This window comes from Poriferisphaera sp. WC338 (assembly GCF_050931845.1).
GTDB lineage: Bacteria > Planctomycetota > Phycisphaerae > Phycisphaerales > Phycisphaeraceae > Poriferisphaera.
In genome coordinates this window covers 1,522,135-1,539,561 of the sequence record NZ_CP194516.1, presented here as the reverse complement: position 1 = coordinate 1,539,561, position 17,427 = coordinate 1,522,135, and the positions used below count along the sequence as shown (strand labels likewise).

Sequence of the window (17,427 nt, the reverse complement as noted above, 5' to 3'; positions counted from 1 at the left end):
CCGCACGAGCAATCCAGCCTCATGACCGCAGATTTTAACTAATCAAATAAATGCATAGTTATTTGTTGACCTCCCCAATAAAACAGAGTACTCTGCATCACAGAGTTTCTTGCCCAAATACCGATATGTTTAACATACTGACACTAGGAGATCACGCTGTGGAAATGAACGCAGATGATGCAAAACGCGCCTTAGGCGATATCGAATATGTCATGAAACAGGTCAAAGGACGATTAAGTGCAGGCCCAACGGGCAATATCCTCATGGTGTGGGGCGCCGTCTGGATCACATGCTTTGCACTGCCATACTGGCTTCCTCAATGGGCCTTCACAGGCTGGATGATTGGAAACTCACTTGGAATCCTCTGCACCACCATATTTGTGATTCTCGATGCCCGTAAGAGAAAGATTGTAAGCAATGAAATGAAACAAATAAGCTTGCGTATCGGATGGGCCTGGGGCAGCCTTTTTATTTTCTTGTTTTTCATGATGGCGATTATTTCGCCGCTTAACTGGCCTGAGGAAAGCGCCGTCCTCGTCATCATGCTCATGTTTATGTACGTCATCATGGGATTATGGCTACGAGCTACTTTCCTTTTCGCCGTCGGCTGGTTTATTGCAATAGCTGCATGTCTCGGCTATTTCTTAATGAAGTGGGGTTGGCTCGGTGATATGCGAAACTACACGCTCTGGCTTGCTCTGATTTGTGGCGGCACCTTGTTTACTAGCGGCTTCTACATAAAACGACGCTGGAGCCCCACATGAGCGATCTCGACAAAATCATCCATCAGCCCGCACGACTCAAAGTGATGGCCACGCTCAGCGCCCTACCAAATGATGCAGAAGCGGACTTTGTTTTTGTGCGAGATGAACTCGGCATGACCGATGGCAACCTCGGATCGCACCTTTCCAAGCTTGAAACCGCAGGTTACATCAAGCTTAAAAAAGCCTTTGAAAACAGGAAGCCCCGCACCTATATCAAGATGACCGCCAAAGGCCGGGACCGATTTGAAACACATGTCACCACCCTACGCCAAATCCTTGGCCAGTAACACGAAACTCGATCTATACAAAAACGCTCCTGACTCAATCGAATCAGGAGCGTTTGTTATGCGTACTGCCCCGCCGCTACAAGGCCGACGTTCCCACGTCACCGAGCGGACAAGACAGTCTTCGTTCAAAAACACATTACCATGCGAAGTGAGCGAACGCCTTGTTGGCTTCAGCCATACGGTGCGTCTGGTCACGAGTATTCATGGCTTTCCCTTCACCCTTGCTTGCATCAAGCAGTTCACGAGCGAGACGCTGCGCCATCGGCTTGCCACGGTCAGCACGGGCAGCGGTGATGATCCAACGAAATGCCAAACTCTGCTGACGCTTTTTGTTCACCTGCATCGGCACCTGATAGTTGGTACCACCGACACGCTTGGATCGTACTTCAACCGAAGGACGCACATTATCCAAAGCCATGTGAAAGATCTCAATCGCTTCAGGCTTACCCTTGGTGCGTTTTTCAATCTCATCAAAGGCATCGTAAACCACACGCTGCGCGACTGACTTTTTGCCATCCTGCATGATGCAGTTAATAAAACGAGACAAAACCTTATCCTTAAATTTAGGATCTGGTTTTAGTTGCTCTTCACTTTTTGTAATTCTTCCAGCCATTTTTTTCCTTTCGGCTCATCCATCATGCGTTTGCATGATCTTGTTCACCGGCCCGCGTTGCACGGGCCAATTACTTGCCATAACTGCTTCTGATCAAAAAGCAGGCCTACTGTCAGCCTGCCTTTTTATTTGTCACTCAGTTATGAGTCCTCCAAAGTCTAATCTTTCGATTAGCCCTTCGGCTTCTTCACGCCATACTTTGAACGGCCCTGCTTGCGGTTGTCCACACCAAGACAGTCCAAAGCGCCGCGAACCACGTGGTAACGCACACCGGGAAGGTCGCGAACACGGCCGCCACGAACCAGCACGATGCTGTGTTCCTGAAGATTGTGTCCTTCACCACCGATGTAGGCTGTGATCTCTTTACCATTGCTAAGACGCACACGGGCCACTTTACGCAAAGCGGAGTTAGGCTTCTTAGGTGTCACGGTCTTGACCTGGAGACACACCCCGCGACGTTGCGGACATGCATCCAAATCCTTGACCTTCGACTTGGCCTTAGGGGTCACACGTGGATTTCGTACGAGTTGATTAATTGTTGGCATATTTCTTCTCTAAAATTCCGGTTCGATCGAGCCGGGCATTATATCCACGGTCACACCATCTTTGCAAATCCGAGGCCACACCGTCACCTGCTACGCCGCTTAATTGTGGAATCCTGCTTTTCCGCAACCTCAACGCCACCATCGTATCCAGCTAAACCCCACCAAACAATGAACTTAAATCATCCTTCTATGGCATCTTCTAGCATCCGCTCCAGCTCATCTACATGCCGTCGCATAGATAGTTCATCGTGAATCCCTCCACACGCCGCCCTCATCACCTCATAGCGATCTAACTTCATCACCTCAATCATCGCTTCGGCATACCCCGCGACATCGCCCGGATCATCCACCACAAAGCCTCTCAGTGGCTGGCCATCCACGTCCCGCAACCAGTCACTCGCCCCATTAAAGCCCGAACTAATCGCCGGGCGCCCCATCATCAAACTCTCGATCACAACCTTGCTCGACGGATCATAAAACGTTGGATGCACCAAGGCATCACACGCAGCAAACATCGCTGGCATCTCCGCCGTCTCTCCCACTAACCTCACATGCTCCCGCACCCCCTTCGACGCGATCAATTCCTGTTCGCCCCAGCCATATTTCCCCACCAAAAGTACAGTGGGATGCTCCCCCCATTCCACTAATAGCCGCGTCGCCTCGACCACAGTCCCAAAACCCTTCAGCTTCGGATTCTGTGCCGCAAACAGATAAACACCTGTTGTATCACCCGGCACATTGAACTGCTTGCGCACGGCATCCCGCCACATCTGCTTCTGCTCCTCACTTACCTCTGGCATCGCCGCCGCATTTCGCACCACTACGATACGATCACTTGCCACCCCATAATGATCACGTAATTGCCGCACCACATACTCACTTACCGCCGCAACCTTTTTCACCCTCTCGTCATTTAAATGCTTCTTCTCAAGCGAAAGCAATAACCGTTGTTTCGCATTTAGCCCCACCATCAGCCGCTTCCAACCACGCTTTAACCCATTACCACGAATCGCAATATTTCGCTCCAGTGTCTCCCGTACCGTCCCACCTCGCGGCTGCATCACAGCCCCCCACGCCGCCATGGACACCGATAAACTCGTGTCATAATCGCCCTCTTCTAACTGATGATTAGACCACTTAGCAAACCTCGCTAGCCGCATCGCACCGCTCGACTTTTTCTCCGTCATATAAATCGTTTTCACACCCGCCGCTTCCCCCTCACCTTCCTTTCCCGACCCCGCAAGCACATTTACCTCATGCCCTCGCTTCACCAATTCTCCCGCAATTTCACTTGTCGATCGCTCCATCCCGCCACTCGCAGGATCAAAATGCTCTATCACAATCGCGATCTTCATGGAACAATTCCCTTTGCCATCTCACTGATGACCAGATGCCTATTCAGCGATTAGACCCTCGCGCTTAGTAGCTCCCTACTCGCCTTCACAACCTCATCCACACTAATCCGGTGCATGCACTTACCGCTCTTCGCCCACTTCTCTTTCAAACACACCTCGCAAATCCCATCCGCAACAATCTCTCGTTCATGCTCAAAATCAATCGTCGTCCACTCCGGCCCCGTCGGACCAAACAACGTCACTACCGGCGTACCCATCGCCGCAGCAATATGGCGCGGCCCCGTATCATTCGTCACCATCAACGCACTTTTCTTCACCACACTCTTCAGTAATCGCAGATTCATCCCCCTCTCCGCAAGATTGATCACCTCACCCTTCGCCGTATCCACCACCGCTTTCAAAATCTCGCGCTCACCCGGCGATCCCGTCACCGCAACCTTCACATCCCCCTCTTCCATCAGCACATCTGCCACCGCCGCAAAACGCGCCGGCTCCCAGCGCTTCATCAACTTCTGCGCCCCCGGATTCAACAACACCAACCGATCACCACTCGCCGCATCAATCCCTACATCCTTAAAAATCTCATCCACGCGCACATCATCTTCTGCACGCGTAAACAGCGCCATCTCACCACTCGGATGACCCGCCCCCAAAAACCGCACGATCCCCAAGTAATAATCCAGCGTTGGCACCGGCACAAACCCCCCCACTCCCTTCCGTGGAATCATCCGATCCGACAACAAAAACCCACGCCCATCCCGTTCATACCCCACAATCCGATTACACCCCGCCATCTTCGCCACCAGCGCCGACTTAAAACTGTTCGGCAAAAGCACCGCCATATCGAACCGGCCCCGCGACAATCTTCTCGCCAACCCCACCACGTCTCCCCGCCGTCCGTCACCTTTTTTCCCTTTACGTTTTGGCCGTACCGTGACCACGCGATCCACCCACGGCAAGTCCTGCACAATCGGTTTCACATTCACACGCACCAGTGCCGTAATCCGCGCATCCGGATATAGCTCTCGCAGCCCACGAAGCGCCGGCGTTGCCATCACACAATCACCCAACCACGTCGGCATGTAAACCAGAAGCCGCTTTACCACTTTGTCTTGAGCCGTCTTCATATCCACAAAAGTATAACACCACCCTCCCCCCCCTGCGCGTCACACCTTTCATCGTAATCCTTCACCCATCACATGCGCAAGGATAACACGCCTCCATAAAGACCATCGCTTCTACATCACAAATAAAGCATTCCTCACCACGGGGATTTGCTATCGTAAATCTAACTATTTCCGCCCAATCAGCAGCATCACAATTGTCCCCAACTCAATCATTACACCCACACCAATCCATTTCACAAAATACTCGATGTTCCCCGCGCCCATCCACAACCCACCCACTAAACACAATACCGCGATCATCTGTAACACCACTGCAAACATCTTTAGTGATGTCATTTCATCTACCCCGCGCAATTGCCGTACTTCTTTCAAAATCTGACGCAGCGTCTGCTCACTCTCACCCGAAGCCTGAATCACTGTGCGCACTTTCTCTTCACCGCCATCCACAGGATTTGCTGCCTTTTCTCGTCTTGTCGCTTCTTCTTCAGCCCGCTTAACCGACGCTTTTAGCGCTGCCTCACGAGCCTCTGCCTTACGAATCGCCTCCTGAATTACCTCCTGTGGATCGTGGCTCCCACCATCTTTATGCGTCTCATCTATTTTTTGTTTAGACGTCTTTGCCACGGATTCCTTGTCAGATTTTTCCTTGGGCATCACAACATCATCCCCTTTCCCCTGATGTTCTTTCCCACATAATCGTGCTGGCTTCTTCACCCAACCCCGATCATCATCACCTTCTTCCTGCACTGACCAAGGCTTAAACGGTCGCGCACCTCCACCCTTCTCTTCCTTCCCCTTATCCTTCACTGCCTCCGATGTCGTATCATTTTCTTTTTTTTGCTTTTTTGCCGGCGTCTTTTGCAGTTTCGCCACCGCCGCCGCGTCCCACCGCTTTCCACTACTCTTCTTGATCTCATCCCCTGTCTCGGGCTTCCGTTGCTGCGCAATCACACGTACTGCTTCCACCACGTTCTTCGCCATAAAATCTGGCTTGATCCCACCCGCCGAATCAGTCTCTTCACCTGCGACAACATCCTTCACCCCTACATCGTCTACCGTCACACCCTCCATCTGACTGATCGTCAGTGGCGCCAATCTGTCGGCATCCGCACGAATCAAAACTGTCCGCGTCCCCGCTGCAGCGCCTGCCTGCACATCGCGCATCTGATCTCCCACCATCCAGCTCTGTGACAAATCCAACCCCAAATCTTCCGCCGCCTCCAGTAACATCCCCGGCTGAGGCTTCCGCGTCACATGTTCTTTCTTATACTTCTTCAATTTCCCTTGCGGGTGGTATGGACAATAGTAATACGCATCAACAAGCGCCCCACTCGTCTGCGCCGCAAGCAATTCGCTCATCCGTTGATGCACTGCCACCACATCATCTTCCCCGTACTTCCCGCGCGCTACTCCCCCCTGATTCGTCACCACCACAATCATGTAACCAAGTCCCCGTAGCGACGCAATCGCGCTCGCCGCCCCTTGAATCAATTCGACCTCTTCAGGATCCCCCAAATCCCCACTGTTATGAATCAAAGTGTCATCACGATCCAGAAACACCGCCGCCTTCAGTCGCTTCTGTCGCAACTTTTTCTCACCACCCACGACATGTTCATCGCGTTTCTCGTTCACCATCTATCCATCAGTTAGACATCAGATTCACAATCATTTCGCCACTCCGAAAATGGCTAGCCCTGTCGCCGCTGGATCTCTGCCTTGATCACGCGCGCCGCTTCGACCACAGTCTCTTCCAAAATATCATTCGTCAAAAACACATCGTAGATCCCACATTCTTTTGCACGTGCAATCTCAGCTTTGCTCTTGGCGAACCGTCGCATAATAACGTCCTCAGACTCTCGCTGTCGGCTTTTCAGTCGCCGCAACAGTTCTTCCTCACTTGGTGGAAGCACAAACACTGCAAATGCGTCTGCCATATTTTCTTTTACCTGCGCCGCCCCTTCCACATCAATCTCCAGAATCACCGCCTTCCCCTCATTAAGCATTTTCTCCACTGGTTCCCGTGGAGTGCCGTACCAATTACCAAACACCTCCGCACACTCTAGAAGCTCCCCAGCTTCCTTCGCTTTTAAAAACGCCGACTCACCTATAAAATAATAATCTCGCCCTTCGACATCCGCATGCGTCTTTTCACGTGTTGTCATCGACACACTAAAACTCGCCCCCAATTCTTTCTCTACATGATGCGTAATCGTCGTTTTCCCCACACCGCTCGGGCCACTGATAATCAGCAGAACACCACGCCCCGTTTTTTTCCCACCATCACTGCCATCCTGACCTTCATCACACATCTGACTTGCATCCTGTCCTTGCTCGTTCTCATCCTGTACGACAGCCTGATCCATTCTCGGTTCCTTCCTCTGCTTGAGTGCCCCCATCATACCAACAACACCCCACCTACAGGCACTATACCGCCGGTTTATTTTGCCGACGCCCCGGTTGTCAAAAACAATGTCGCCATCCGCACCGCTAATCCATTGGTCACTTGCTCCAGTACCGTACTTTGTGGTCCGTCCGCTACCGAACTCTCAATCTCTAACCCTCGATTCATCGGCCCCGGATGCATCACCAATAGCCCTTTTTTCCCCTGCTTCAATCGCGCCGACGTTAAGCCATACAATGCAGCATACTCACGCTTACTTGCAAACGCTTGACTGTCCAACCGCTCGAACTGCACCCGCAACATATTCACCACATCAGCTCGCGTCAGCGCTTCATCTAAACTGTGTGTAATCTCACATCCCATCTCCCGAAATGTTCCCGGCACAAGCGTCGGCGGCCCCACCAACAATACTTCTGCGCCAAGCTTCTTCAAACATCGGATATTCGATCGCGCCACTCGGCTATGCGCTATATCACCCACAATAGCCACCGTCATTCCGGTGAAATCATAACTGTCCCGCAACCCCTTCCGCTGCGCAATCGTATAAGCATCAAGCAACGCCTGCGTCGGATGCGCATGTTGCCCATCTCCTGCATTAATTACCGAGCAATCCACCGACTGCGCGAGCTGCACCGCTGCACCACTCAAATGATGACGACATACAATCGCATCTACCCCCATCGCTTCAATCGTTCTTGCTGTATCCCGTAGCGTCTCGCCCTTACTTGTACTTGATCCCTTCCCTGAAAAATCCAGCACATCCGCGCTCAAGCGACTCGCTGCCAAGCTGAAACTCGCACGTGTTCTCGTCGAATCTTCAAAAAACAGATTCACGACCACCTTCCCCCGTAGTGCTGGCACCTTCTTTACACTTCTTGTCGATACCCCTTCAAACCCCTCTGCGGTCTTAAGCAAAAACCGCACATCATCCGCACTCAACCCCTCGATACCCAGCAAATCACGATGTTCCCACGCATAATCCTTCGCCACCAAGCCCGCTGCACCCTTGTCCTGCTTCGTTTTCATCAAGCCTGCCAATCCTCTCTAACCATTGATGAGGTGATCTATTTCGCCACCCATACCCTCAAGATTTTAGCTGCCGAGTACTTCAATCTCGTCCTTATCATCCACTTCCATCAACCGTACCTGTACATGGTCGTGCTCTACGTCAAACCCACCCTTTCCATCCGACAAATCTAATCCTACAAAGTCTGCGGCAATCGGTAACTCTCTCCCCCCTCGGTCTACCAACACAGCCAACCACACTCGCCGCGGCCGTCCAAAATCCATCAGTGAACTCAACGCCGCTCGTACCGACCGACCCGTCATCAAAACATCATCCACCAGCACGACATCCACCCCATCCAGATCAAACCCGATCTCCGTCGACTGTACCATTGGCTGCGCCCCTACCTCCGACAAATCATCCCGGTACAGTGTGATGTCAATCGCCCCAACCCGTCCCTCAAATTTCGATTCACCCACCAACTCCGCCACCCGCTCTGCCAGCTTATCGCCTCGATTCCGCACTCCCACCAACGCCCAACCCCTAGAATCACTCCCACGAACCGCCATCGCCGACGCGATTTGCTCCGCAAGCGTCTCGATCAATCCCACAACTTCCTTTGCTTCTGCCAGCTTCTTCATTCGTCCAATCTTACATCCCCCCCCTCCCTGTGTCATTATTACCATCTCTCATATGTGACGCATCAAACCTTCCGCCCTGCCATCCTCACTACAGCACTCACCCCTGCATGGAGGCTGCCCTCTACAATTTCCCGCTCCACTTCCTCTAGCACCTCAAAATCAAATCCCTTTATTTCCCGCCGTAGTTCCGTCTCATCAACCATTGTTCCTGCATCTGATCCGCCACCCCGTCCAGGCATTTCTAATTGTCGCGGCGTATACATTTCCATCACAAACCTCCCACCACCTTTCATCCCCACTCCCACCTTCTCGTAAACCTTCTTTCTCAAATCTGTCGGCAGCGGTACAAATACCCATACAATCGCATCCCACATCTCCTTCCCCATGTCATACTCCTTTAGGTCTGCACACACGGTCTTGATTTCAACCCCCTCCTCCTCTGCAAGCCGCTGCGCTTTCGCCAAGCCAACCTCTGATATATCTACCGCCGTCACCTCAAATCCCTGCTTCGCCAGCCATACCGAATTCCGCCCCTCACCATCTGCCAGACAAAGCACGCGACCACCATCTGCTATTCCCCCAGCTTGCTCACGCAGAAAATCGTTCGGCTCACGCCCATATGCATACCCCTCCTCACGAAAACGCTCATCCCACATCTGCTTCGCTTCATCCATCACATAACACCTCATGTACTTCAATTAAAAAAGGCAGCCGTATGGACAGCCGCCTTCATTCTATCAACACAATCAATCATAATCAGTCCTCAATTCCCATCACCTCCTTCGCTTCCCGCACAATATCATCCACACCCAATCCCACATAATTCAGCACATTATCTGCGCTCAGTCCGCTCTTCGGCATCCGCTTCACATACATCTGATTCACTGTAAACCCACCACCATCTTGGCAAACCAAATCTGTCACCGCACTCCCCAATCCCCCGCAATAATTATCCTCAATCGTTAAAATATTCCCGCCACAATCATTCGCATAATCCAAAAGCGCCTCGCTCTCGAACGGTAGCGAATACAAATCTACCACACCCACATCAATCCCCAAATCATCCAACTCTTCAATCGCCTTGTTCGCCTGATGCACCATGTAACCATTCGCTGCAATAAGCAAGTCCTTACCTTCAATCAAGAGCTCATGCCCACCCAGCGTAAACTTATCTTCATCCCCATATAAGAACTCCGTCTCGGGACGCAATGTTCGCAAATAACAAGGGCCATCCCACGCCATCATCTCACGCATCAGCGCATAACACTGATACGCATCGCTCGGCGTAAGCACATACATCCCAGCTCCACTACCAGCTTTCAACTTCCCTTCTACATCATAATTCCGCAGCCCAGTAAATCCTCTAAACCAACCGACATCACTCAACCCCATCTGGCTTGGTCCGTCCGCGCCAAGCGTCGCTCCACTATGCGATCCCACCAGCTTCATATTAGCTCCGCTCATGATCGCCATTTCGATCTGGTCATAACCGCGTACCGCAAACTTCCCAAACGTCGACGCAAACGGAATCTTACCTCCCGCACTCAGACCCGCCGCAACCGACATCATATTCTGCTCAGCGATCCGGCATTCTACAAACCGATCATTCACCTTCTCATCCCCTGCAAACATCGCCGAACCAGTGGACCCCCGCACATCACAATCCAGCGCAAACAGATCACTCTTTGCATGCCCCAACGCTCTTAGCCCCACACCATATGCATTCCGCGTTGCCATTTTACCTTGCTCTAAAGCACTTTCTTTCCCAAACGCCTTCAATGCCACACTAAAATTCATTGGCGCATCGTCTATCTTCTGATTAGACTTCCGTGGGCTCATCGCAGGGATCTTTAATCCACCCAGTGCATACGCACCTGTCGCTTTCCCAGTTTCTTCCAATTCTGCCAACACTTTCTCTAGAGCTTCACCTTTCGGTGCCTGACCATGATGACCATTCCCCTTCATACTCGCCGCCCCCCAACCCTTCTCTGTCTTTGCAACAATCGCAACACCATTAGCTGCCGCATCACTTGCCTCATGTACTTCCGCATGACGATTCAGCGCATCACGAATCTCACTTGGGCTATGACCATCAATCACCAGCACCTCAAAACCCGCAGCCTCCAATTTTTTGACAAGCACCTCCGCGCTCTGCTGTTTACTCACTTCCTCACTTTGCGCAAACTGATTGCAGTTAAAAATCGGACACACCGCTTTAAGATCATGATCCCGCAAGAAATCCGCCGCTTCCCACACCTGTCCTTCGCGCGATTCACCATCACCAATCAAAACAAACACGCGCTTGTCTAAACCATCCGCCTTCGCCGCAAGCGCGATCCCCGCCGCCACACTCAACCCCTGCCCAAGCGAACCCGTTGCTGCATCAAAAAACGGAAAACCCAACTTCGGATTCGGGTGCCCATCAATCCGCGAATCAATCTGACGCAACGTCAGTGCATCCGCCTTCGTCATCGGTTTCCATCGTTCCTTATCCTCACCAATCATCACCCCCTTATCCGCACACGCCGCATAAACAATCGGCACCGCATGCCCCTCACTCAGCATCAACCGGTCACTCGCAGGATGACTAGGATTGCTCGGCTCCCAGCGCATATGCTGATACATCAACACCGAGATCAAATGCCCCAAGCTCGCACAGCTGCTCGGATGCCCACTCCCCGCCGCTCCTGTAATCTCATACGAACATTTAATCAGCTCAATCGCCTTCGCCTGCACCGTTGAATCAAACGACATAACTTCGAGTCCTTCCTCGCTGGGAATAGCATTTTTCTATGATTTATTGGATCGCGGTCGGCAACCTAGTTTTTTAACCGCCTTATGGACAAGCATTAACCCATCCAAGCCAGCAGGCAATCATAGCCCATACCGACACATTTCCCCTGAGATGCCAACAATTATCATCATTCCCACTCATTCAGCAAACCCGCCACCTATCTTAAATCCATACGTGAATCCCTTCCCGCGCCAATCTCTGCCCGCTATCATCAAACCACATCACGCCTCACATACCCCTAATCCCAAAGTGAGTTCACACCATGAATCGACACCGCCTGTTACTCACTTTCCTATTCACCTTCCTGATCCTCTCTGCCTGCACCACCAAACCCCACACCCCGCCAGCACCCTCAACTCTTCAACCACCACCGCCGCTTTTCTCTGAAACTCAGCACATAAAAACCAACTGGTGGAAGAACCTCCCCCGCTTCATGCAAGAGCAAGCCCGCCGTACACTCGACCAGTCTAATCAACTATTAGACACTCACCGTCCAACCACAACCCCCTCGTCAGTACGCCGCGCCGCGCTGCTCATGATTGATCAAGTCCTTCACCATCAAGACGCACCTGACTGGCCCATCGTGCAACAGTACTTCACTGACCACATCACCCGTGTCGCTGAAGACCTTGAACAACACCATCCCACCCAAGGCATCTTCATCTACAAAATCTACAACCACGGGTTCATCATCCGAACCCCCACCGTCACCTTCGCCTTTGACCTCACCCGCGCCAAACTCCCCAACCACCCATCCTTCGGCTTATCCGATCAGCTTACCCAACGACTCATCGATCAATGCGACTTCCTCCTCATCAGTCACTTCCACTACGACCACGCCGACCTCGCCGTTGCGAAACGATTCATCCAACAAAATAAACCTGTCCTCACCCCGCCCCAGCTCTGGCAAGACAAACCCATCCACGCCGCACTCACCCATCTCCCACGTTCTGCTAGCGCACCTCACCAAACCCACACACTTTCGCTCACCCACCGCAGTAAACCTCAGAGCATCACCATCATCAACTACCCCGGCCACCAAGGCCCCGGCACCGACATCCAAAACAACATCCCGCTCGTCATCACTCCTGAAAACATTGCCATCGCACACACCGGTGACCAATGGCTTTCTGCTGACTTCGAATGGATCGATACCATCCACCAACATCACCCCGTCGACATCCTCATTCCTAATTGCTGGACCATGGACCTCCCCCGACTTGTTCGCGGCTTCAACCCCAAGCTCATCATCCCCGGCCACGAAAACGAACTCAATCACCGCATCGACCAACGAGAACCTCTTTGGCTCACCTTCGACCGACTCACCCATGCCAACACCACCAACCAAAAACAAACCCCATCAGTCATCATGACCTGGGGCGAAAAATACCACTACATTCCTGAAATAAAACCCACCTCACAGTCTAATTGAAGACTGCCCAAAAATTCTTAAATTAAAGCTTAATACCCTATACCCCGCATCTTACTTCTCATCAGCGCATGCATGCCGTACGCCGCGTCCCATCGTAATCGCATTCTTACCTTGCTTCTTACTTTCCAGCGCCATCAAATCTGCCTTCTCCAGCAGTTCCCCGGGCGACCGCCCATCCCAAGGATAACTCGCCAGCCCCCCACTCACCGTTAACATCCCCATCGCCTCTTCCGCCAACTTCGGAAATTCACACTTACATACAGCTTTCTGAAAACGTCTTGCCGCCTTCATCACATCCATCGGATGCTCGCTATCTGCTCGACGTTTGCCTTCTGCATCCCAAAAGATCACTGCAAACTCATCCCCACCAATCCTCGCCACCACATCATGCTCCCGCACCACGCTTCCCATCAGCCGTGCCGTCTCTTTTAAAATCTCATCCCCAGCCGCATGACCATACTGATCGTTGTACCGCTTGAAATCATCAATATCGAAAACCAAAAGCGTCACCTGCGAACGGTCTTCTTCTGCACGTTCCAAAATCCGTTTTAAAAACCGATTGAAATAGCGGCGGTTCCAAATCCCCGTAAGTTCATCCCGCATCGACATCCGCTTCAGCTGCCCAACCTGATCTTCCATCGCACACCACTTACCAGCCCATGCCGCCCACGGCTGCACCTCATCTCGACCTAACCCTCGCGCATACAACGTGCCAAAAACCTTCCCACCTTCTTTGACTTCCGCCCAACCCACATCCGTAGGCACATCCTCTGTCGCTCGCGCCCAATTCATCTGCGTCACACCCGACTGCTGCCGAATCAGTGATAACATTTTTCCTTTAAACCCCGCGCCTCCCGCCATAATCTCATCTAATAAATCAACATCACCCAATTCTTCATCTTCACCCGTAACCACTTTCTTTGAAGCCGCGTGATCCACCACATCGCGATCCACATCTGCTCCGCTCTCTTCCTGTAAACCCGCTGGTTGACGTTGCGCCAACTGTGCTTTCGCCTGTTCACCAAACATCTGCCCATGCAAATCTTCTACATGTAACGGCAAATTCAACATCGCATCAAAACCCGACAAGAGCGCCTGACTTGCTGCCCTTTGATCATCCTTATCACAGTCATCTACGAGCAACAACCGCGCATTCGGAGCAATCCTTCGTAAACCCTTACTGATCGCCGCTGCGGATAAACGCAATCCACTCACACCACCAATGACAACATCGACTTCTCGCATCGCAAGCTCACCCATCGCCGCCATGAAGTTCGCCGCCTGCACAATCTCTAACCCCTCACGCATTGCCCCCAGCGCATTCATCACGCCCGCATCATCTGCGCAACCCACCACCAACACCCGCGTCATCTGCCGCGAGATCGTCCCCTCACCTTTATTAAACTGTCTTAAACTTGACTCCATCTAGCTCTTCTTCCCTCAAGCGCCAATCCTACATTATCTTTCGAAAAAGCTAACTCACTTCCGGCGGCCCCAGCAGCATCGTCAATTCTTCCTCACTCAAACTCGCACCGCCACGTGTCAGCGCTTCAAATCGGTTCGTTATTTCTACGCCTTCATCTAACACATCTTCTGCTATCACTTCTGGTCGCTTCCGCTTGAGTAGTTCTCCCACGATCGCCTGCTGATCGCCCATCAGCACTTCCACTCCCCCATCCGTCTTCCGCATGGTCTGCACATAATCTTCAAACCGCATCACTTCGCCATCTGTTCCATCCACCTCACTCAACCCGATCAGCTCTCCCACACTTCGATCATCCGCACAAACATATTTCGCACACGGCAAGTTTGGATAATACATCCCCATTGCTTCGATCAACTCTGCCGCGTAAACCACATGATCTTGATCTACTTCAACCACAATCACGCCCCCCACCTCACCCGATACCACCGCCCCCATTACATCTGCTGCCGCTCCCATAATACGCACCGACTTACCTCGCTGTGACGCAAGTCCTAATAGTGCAGCCACACCCTCACCACAACGCTCAGCAAGCACCAAAAGGTCGCAAGCTCGTGCATCGCATATACCATTACTTGCTACCGGGATATCCCTACGTCTCTCCATAACCTTTATTTTACCCCCGAATCAACACCAAACCCAACCCCAACACGATCTTGCCCTTCATTTTCTCATTTATCTTGCTTCAACACACTATCCAAAGCACGCCACTCTTTCGCCATCTTCCCCCTTTCATCTCAATTCACACTTTCAATCTTGCTCATATCACAAGTCACAACAAAGAGAAATTTTCTCCACAACCGCAACTTAGCATCAACTTATCGCAGACTATCAACTTAGCTTGTAAAATATCTCCAGACTTCGGCAACCCCGTCGTCAACTGCCGCGCCTGTGACCTATCGTTTCAACTTGCCGGCAAGATCCAGTCATCCACGGAAGAACACATGACTCTACTTGGCGCCACCGCCCTGACCCCGTCCGACATCACTGCACTGCTCCTTGGCATCGCCATCCTGCTTGGATTGGCCCGCATCCTCGGAGAACGTGTCCGCCGCTACCGTCAGCCTGCCGTCCTTGGTGAAATCGCTGCCGGCATCATCCTCGGCCCGACCCTTTTTGGAGCCCTCTCGGTCTGGCTTGTCTCCGCAGGCTTCCTCAATACCAATCTCTTCGAATTCATCTTCCCTGCCGATGGCGCATCCTCCATTGCCCTTAACGGGTTCATCACCATCTCCGCCACACTGCTGCTCTTTGTGGTTGGCCTCGAAGTTGATCTCTCTACCGTCGTCAGACAAGGTAAAGCCGCCCTCGCAGTCTCCGCCGCCGGGATTGCCATCCCATTCTCTCTTGGCTTTACCATCGCATACTTCGCCGCCGAAACACTTGGCGCCGGAACCGTCGGTATGCAAGCCCCGCTCCCCTTCGCCATCTTCGTCGGCATCTCTCTCTCCATAACCGCGCTGCCTGTCATCGCTAAAATCCTCATGGACCTCAACCTCGCCAAGTCCGACATGGGCATGCTCATCATCTCTTCCGCCATGCTGAACGACCTCGTCGGCTGGATCGGGTTCGCCATCGTCCTCGCACTCCTGCCTGCCGCCGATGCCATCACCTCCTCCATCGACACCGTCCAAACCACCATCCAAACCGCTTCCGCAGCACTTCCCGATGCAACGCACACCGATGCAGATTCCGGGGGAACCGGAAGTTCCTCAGTCGTCACCACCATCGGACTCACCCTCCTCTTCCTCCTCTTCATGCTCACGCTCGGCCGTCTTGCATGCCATAGACTTCTCCCCTACATCCAATCCCGTTGGTCATGGCCCGGCGGCGTCCTCGCATTCGTCCTCGTCATCGCATTCATCTGCGCCGCCTTCACTGAATACCTCGGTATTCACTCTATCTTCGGCGCCTTTGTTGCTGGCGTCGCCATCGGCGATTCACACCACCTCCGTGAACGCACCCGTGACACCATCCACCAATTCATCCTCAACATATTTGCGCCAATCTTCTTCGCCTCTATCGGGCTCCACATCAACTTCATCAATTCCTTCAACATCATCGCCGTCGTCATCGTCTTCGGCGTCGCACTCGTCGGTAAAGTCCTTGGCTCATACTTCGGCGCTCGTGTCCTCTCCGGCATGGGTAAACGCGAATCCTACGCACTCGGCTTCGGTATGGCCGCACAAGGCGCCGTCGGTATCATCCTCGGCCAACTCGCTCGACAAGCTGGCCTTATCAACGACGAACTCATGGTCGCCATCATCATCATGGCCCTTGGCACCTCCCTCATCTCCGGCCCGATCATGCAGAAAATCCTGCAACTCAAACACAAACGCCAACTCCTCGATTTCCTCACCGAAAAATCTGTCATCACCCAGCCCCGAGCTCACGACGTCATGCAATCCATCGGCGAACTATCCAAACGTGCCGCCGAACTCACCGGGCTCAAAGCCCACGATATCTACCGCGCCGTCCTCCAGCGTGAACGCATCATGCACACCGGCCTCCCCGGCGGACTCGCCGTCCCACATGCCCGGCTCGATGACCTCGCCAAACCTTGCGTTGTCATCGCGCGCAGCAAAACCGGCATCGACTTCGACGCCGCCGACGGTAAAAACGCCTGCATCATTGGCCTACTATTAACTCCCGTCGACCAGCCAGAGTCACAGATCGAACTCCTCTCCCTCTTTGCCACCACCTTCAGCAAATCTCACATCCGTCAGCGTATGCTTGAGGTCGAATCCGCCACCGAGTTCCTTGCCGTGCTTAACCAAGCCGCCACCGAAGACCCTCACGCACCCAAAGACGACCAAACCCTCGGCATCAAATCCTGACCATCGTTTCAACATCAAACTTGATTTACTTTTGCTCCAAGCCCACGGATTCCATCCGTGTGGCCCACAGCACCTTCTCCATCACCTCATAATTTCACCTCACTCCACTCCCGCGCCATTATGCAATATTTAACAACCAATC

Annotated in this window: 16 protein-coding genes; 4 read left to right on the top strand and 12 right to left on the bottom strand. The window is 52.6% G+C overall.

Translation table 11 applies throughout. The features are described 5' to 3' along the window. The first annotated feature begins 158 nt into the window (after nucleotides 1–158). Together ACQ6WK_RS06275 and ACQ6WK_RS06270 are read left to right on the top strand one after the other, a co-directional pair. Nucleotides 159–764, top strand: a complete 606-nt coding sequence (locus ACQ6WK_RS06275) for a hypothetical protein (RefSeq protein WP_432799887.1) — start codon at nucleotides 159–161, stop codon at nucleotides 762–764. Beyond that, the gene (locus ACQ6WK_RS06270) at nucleotides 761–1,051 is read left to right on the top strand and encodes a winged helix-turn-helix domain-containing protein (protein WP_432799886.1); all 291 of its coding nucleotides are present in this window, start codon (nucleotides 761–763) and stop codon (nucleotides 1,049–1,051) included. Before ACQ6WK_RS06275 ends, ACQ6WK_RS06270 begins: the two co-directional genes overlap by 4 nt. 136 nt (nucleotides 1,052–1,187) lie before the next feature. Here the strand turns inward: ACQ6WK_RS06270 and rpsG are convergent, their stop codons facing one another. The 10 genes from rpsG to ACQ6WK_RS06220 all read right to left on the bottom strand — a co-directional run bounded on the left by rpsG (nucleotide 1,188) and on the right by ACQ6WK_RS06220 (nucleotide 11,493). Further along, nucleotides 1,188–1,664 (bottom strand): 30S ribosomal protein S7, encoded by a 477-nt coding sequence (gene rpsG, locus ACQ6WK_RS06265; protein WP_432799885.1) that lies wholly within the window; start codon nucleotides 1,662–1,664, stop codon nucleotides 1,188–1,190. 170 nt (nucleotides 1,665–1,834) lie between these two features. Beyond that, the gene (gene rpsL, locus ACQ6WK_RS06260) at nucleotides 1,835–2,209 is read right to left on the bottom strand and encodes a 30S ribosomal protein S12 (RefSeq protein ID WP_432799884.1); all 375 of its coding nucleotides are present in this window, start codon (nucleotides 2,207–2,209) and stop codon (nucleotides 1,835–1,837) included. A 179-nt stretch (nucleotides 2,210–2,388) separates the two neighbouring features. Further along, nucleotides 2,389–3,564: a glycosyltransferase family 4 protein gene (locus ACQ6WK_RS06255; RefSeq protein ID WP_432799883.1), complete on the bottom strand. Its 1,176-nt coding sequence runs from the start codon at nucleotides 3,562–3,564 to the stop codon at nucleotides 2,389–2,391. Nucleotides 3,565–3,614: 50 nt separating this feature from the next. Further along, a complete protein-coding gene (gene waaF / locus ACQ6WK_RS06250; protein ID WP_432800381.1) occupies nucleotides 3,615–4,691 on the bottom strand; it encodes a lipopolysaccharide heptosyltransferase II in 1,077 nt (358 codons plus the stop codon). A 165-nt stretch (nucleotides 4,692–4,856) separates the two neighbouring features. Next, on the bottom strand, nucleotides 4,857–6,326 hold the full coding sequence (locus ACQ6WK_RS06245) for an HAD-IIIA family hydrolase (RefSeq protein ID WP_432799882.1): 1,470 nt from the start codon (nucleotides 6,324–6,326) through the stop codon (nucleotides 4,857–4,859). A gap of 53 nt (nucleotides 6,327–6,379) precedes the next feature. Continuing rightward, a complete protein-coding gene (gene gmk / locus ACQ6WK_RS06240; protein WP_432799881.1) occupies nucleotides 6,380–7,054 on the bottom strand; it encodes a guanylate kinase in 675 nt (224 codons plus the stop codon). 74 nt (nucleotides 7,055–7,128) lie between these two features. Beyond that, the gene (locus tag ACQ6WK_RS06235; RefSeq protein WP_432799880.1) at nucleotides 7,129–8,118 is read right to left on the bottom strand and encodes an aspartate carbamoyltransferase catalytic subunit; all 990 of its coding nucleotides are present in this window, start codon (nucleotides 8,116–8,118) and stop codon (nucleotides 7,129–7,131) included. A gap of 66 nt (nucleotides 8,119–8,184) precedes the next feature. Beyond that, a complete protein-coding gene (pyrR, locus tag ACQ6WK_RS06230; RefSeq protein ID WP_432799879.1) occupies nucleotides 8,185–8,739 on the bottom strand; it encodes a bifunctional pyr operon transcriptional regulator/uracil phosphoribosyltransferase PyrR in 555 nt (184 codons plus the stop codon). A 62-nt stretch (nucleotides 8,740–8,801) separates the two neighbouring features. Beyond that, nucleotides 8,802–9,413 carry a class I SAM-dependent methyltransferase gene (locus ACQ6WK_RS06225; RefSeq protein ID WP_432799878.1) on the bottom strand — a complete coding sequence of 204 codons (612 nt, stop codon included), beginning with the start codon at nucleotides 9,411–9,413 and terminating at the stop codon, nucleotides 8,802–8,804. Between the two features lie 82 nt (nucleotides 9,414–9,495). Next, on the bottom strand, nucleotides 9,496–11,493 hold the full coding sequence (locus tag ACQ6WK_RS06220; protein WP_432799877.1) for a transketolase: 1,998 nt from the start codon (nucleotides 11,491–11,493) through the stop codon (nucleotides 9,496–9,498). A 302-nt stretch (nucleotides 11,494–11,795) separates the two neighbouring features. Here ACQ6WK_RS06220 and ACQ6WK_RS06215 point away from each other — a divergent pair, with 302 nt between their 5' ends. Continuing rightward, entirely contained in the window at nucleotides 11,796–12,965 is a 1,170-nt protein-coding gene (locus tag ACQ6WK_RS06215) for an MBL fold metallo-hydrolase (RefSeq protein WP_432799876.1), read from the top strand. A 51-nt stretch (nucleotides 12,966–13,016) separates the two neighbouring features. Here the strand turns inward: ACQ6WK_RS06215 and ACQ6WK_RS06210 are convergent, their stop codons facing one another. Next, nucleotides 13,017–14,390 carry a diguanylate cyclase gene (locus ACQ6WK_RS06210; protein WP_432799875.1) on the bottom strand — a complete coding sequence of 458 codons (1,374 nt, stop codon included), beginning with the start codon at nucleotides 14,388–14,390 and terminating at the stop codon, nucleotides 13,017–13,019. Nucleotides 14,391–14,439: 49 nt separating this feature from the next. Beyond that, nucleotides 14,440–15,054: a hypothetical protein gene (locus ACQ6WK_RS06205; protein ID WP_432799874.1), complete on the bottom strand. Its 615-nt coding sequence runs from the start codon at nucleotides 15,052–15,054 to the stop codon at nucleotides 14,440–14,442. Between the two features lie 338 nt (nucleotides 15,055–15,392). Between ACQ6WK_RS06205 and ACQ6WK_RS06200 the strand changes: the two genes are divergently transcribed. After that, the gene (locus ACQ6WK_RS06200; protein ID WP_432799873.1) at nucleotides 15,393–17,285 is read left to right on the top strand and encodes a cation:proton antiporter domain-containing protein; all 1,893 of its coding nucleotides are present in this window, start codon (nucleotides 15,393–15,395) and stop codon (nucleotides 17,283–17,285) included. Nucleotides 17,286–17,427: the final 142 nt, after the last annotated feature.

Excerpts from the sequence above, each read along its gene's own strand:
- ACQ6WK_RS06270 (WP_432799886.1), top strand. The coding sequence starts at position 761 with ATGAGCGATCTCGACAAAATCATCCATCAGCCCGCACGACTCAAAGTG.
- rpsG (WP_432799885.1), bottom strand. The coding sequence starts at position 1,664 with ATGGCTGGAAGAATTACAAAAAGTGAAGAGCAACTAAAACCAGATCCT.
- rpsL (WP_432799884.1), bottom strand. The coding sequence starts at position 2,209 with ATGCCAACAATTAATCAACTCGTACGAAATCCACGTGTGACCCCTAAG.
- ACQ6WK_RS06255 (WP_432799883.1), bottom strand. The coding sequence starts at position 3,564 with ATGAAGATCGCGATTGTGATAGAGCATTTTGATCCTGCGAGTGGCGGG.
- waaF (WP_432800381.1), bottom strand. The coding sequence starts at position 4,691 with ATGAAGACGGCTCAAGACAAAGTGGTAAAGCGGCTTCTGGTTTACATG.
- ACQ6WK_RS06245 (WP_432799882.1), bottom strand. The coding sequence starts at position 6,326 with ATGGTGAACGAGAAACGCGATGAACATGTCGTGGGTGGTGAGAAAAAG.
- gmk (WP_432799881.1), bottom strand. The coding sequence starts at position 7,054 with ATGGATCAGGCTGTCGTACAGGATGAGAACGAGCAAGGACAGGATGCA.
- ACQ6WK_RS06235 (WP_432799880.1), bottom strand. The coding sequence starts at position 8,118 with ATGAAAACGAAGCAGGACAAGGGTGCAGCGGGCTTGGTGGCGAAGGAT.
- pyrR (WP_432799879.1), bottom strand. The coding sequence starts at position 8,739 with ATGAAGAAGCTGGCAGAAGCAAAGGAAGTTGTGGGATTGATCGAGACG.
- ACQ6WK_RS06225 (WP_432799878.1), bottom strand. The coding sequence starts at position 9,413 with ATGGATGAAGCGAAGCAGATGTGGGATGAGCGTTTTCGTGAGGAGGGG.
- ACQ6WK_RS06220 (WP_432799877.1), bottom strand. The coding sequence starts at position 11,493 with ATGTCGTTTGATTCAACGGTGCAGGCGAAGGCGATTGAGCTGATTAAA.
- ACQ6WK_RS06215 (WP_432799876.1), top strand. The coding sequence starts at position 11,796 with ATGAATCGACACCGCCTGTTACTCACTTTCCTATTCACCTTCCTGATC.
- ACQ6WK_RS06210 (WP_432799875.1), bottom strand. The coding sequence starts at position 14,390 with ATGGAGTCAAGTTTAAGACAGTTTAATAAAGGTGAGGGGACGATCTCG.
- ACQ6WK_RS06205 (WP_432799874.1), bottom strand. The coding sequence starts at position 15,054 with ATGGAGAGACGTAGGGATATCCCGGTAGCAAGTAATGGTATATGCGAT.
- ACQ6WK_RS06200 (WP_432799873.1), top strand. The coding sequence starts at position 15,393 with ATGACTCTACTTGGCGCCACCGCCCTGACCCCGTCCGACATCACTGCA.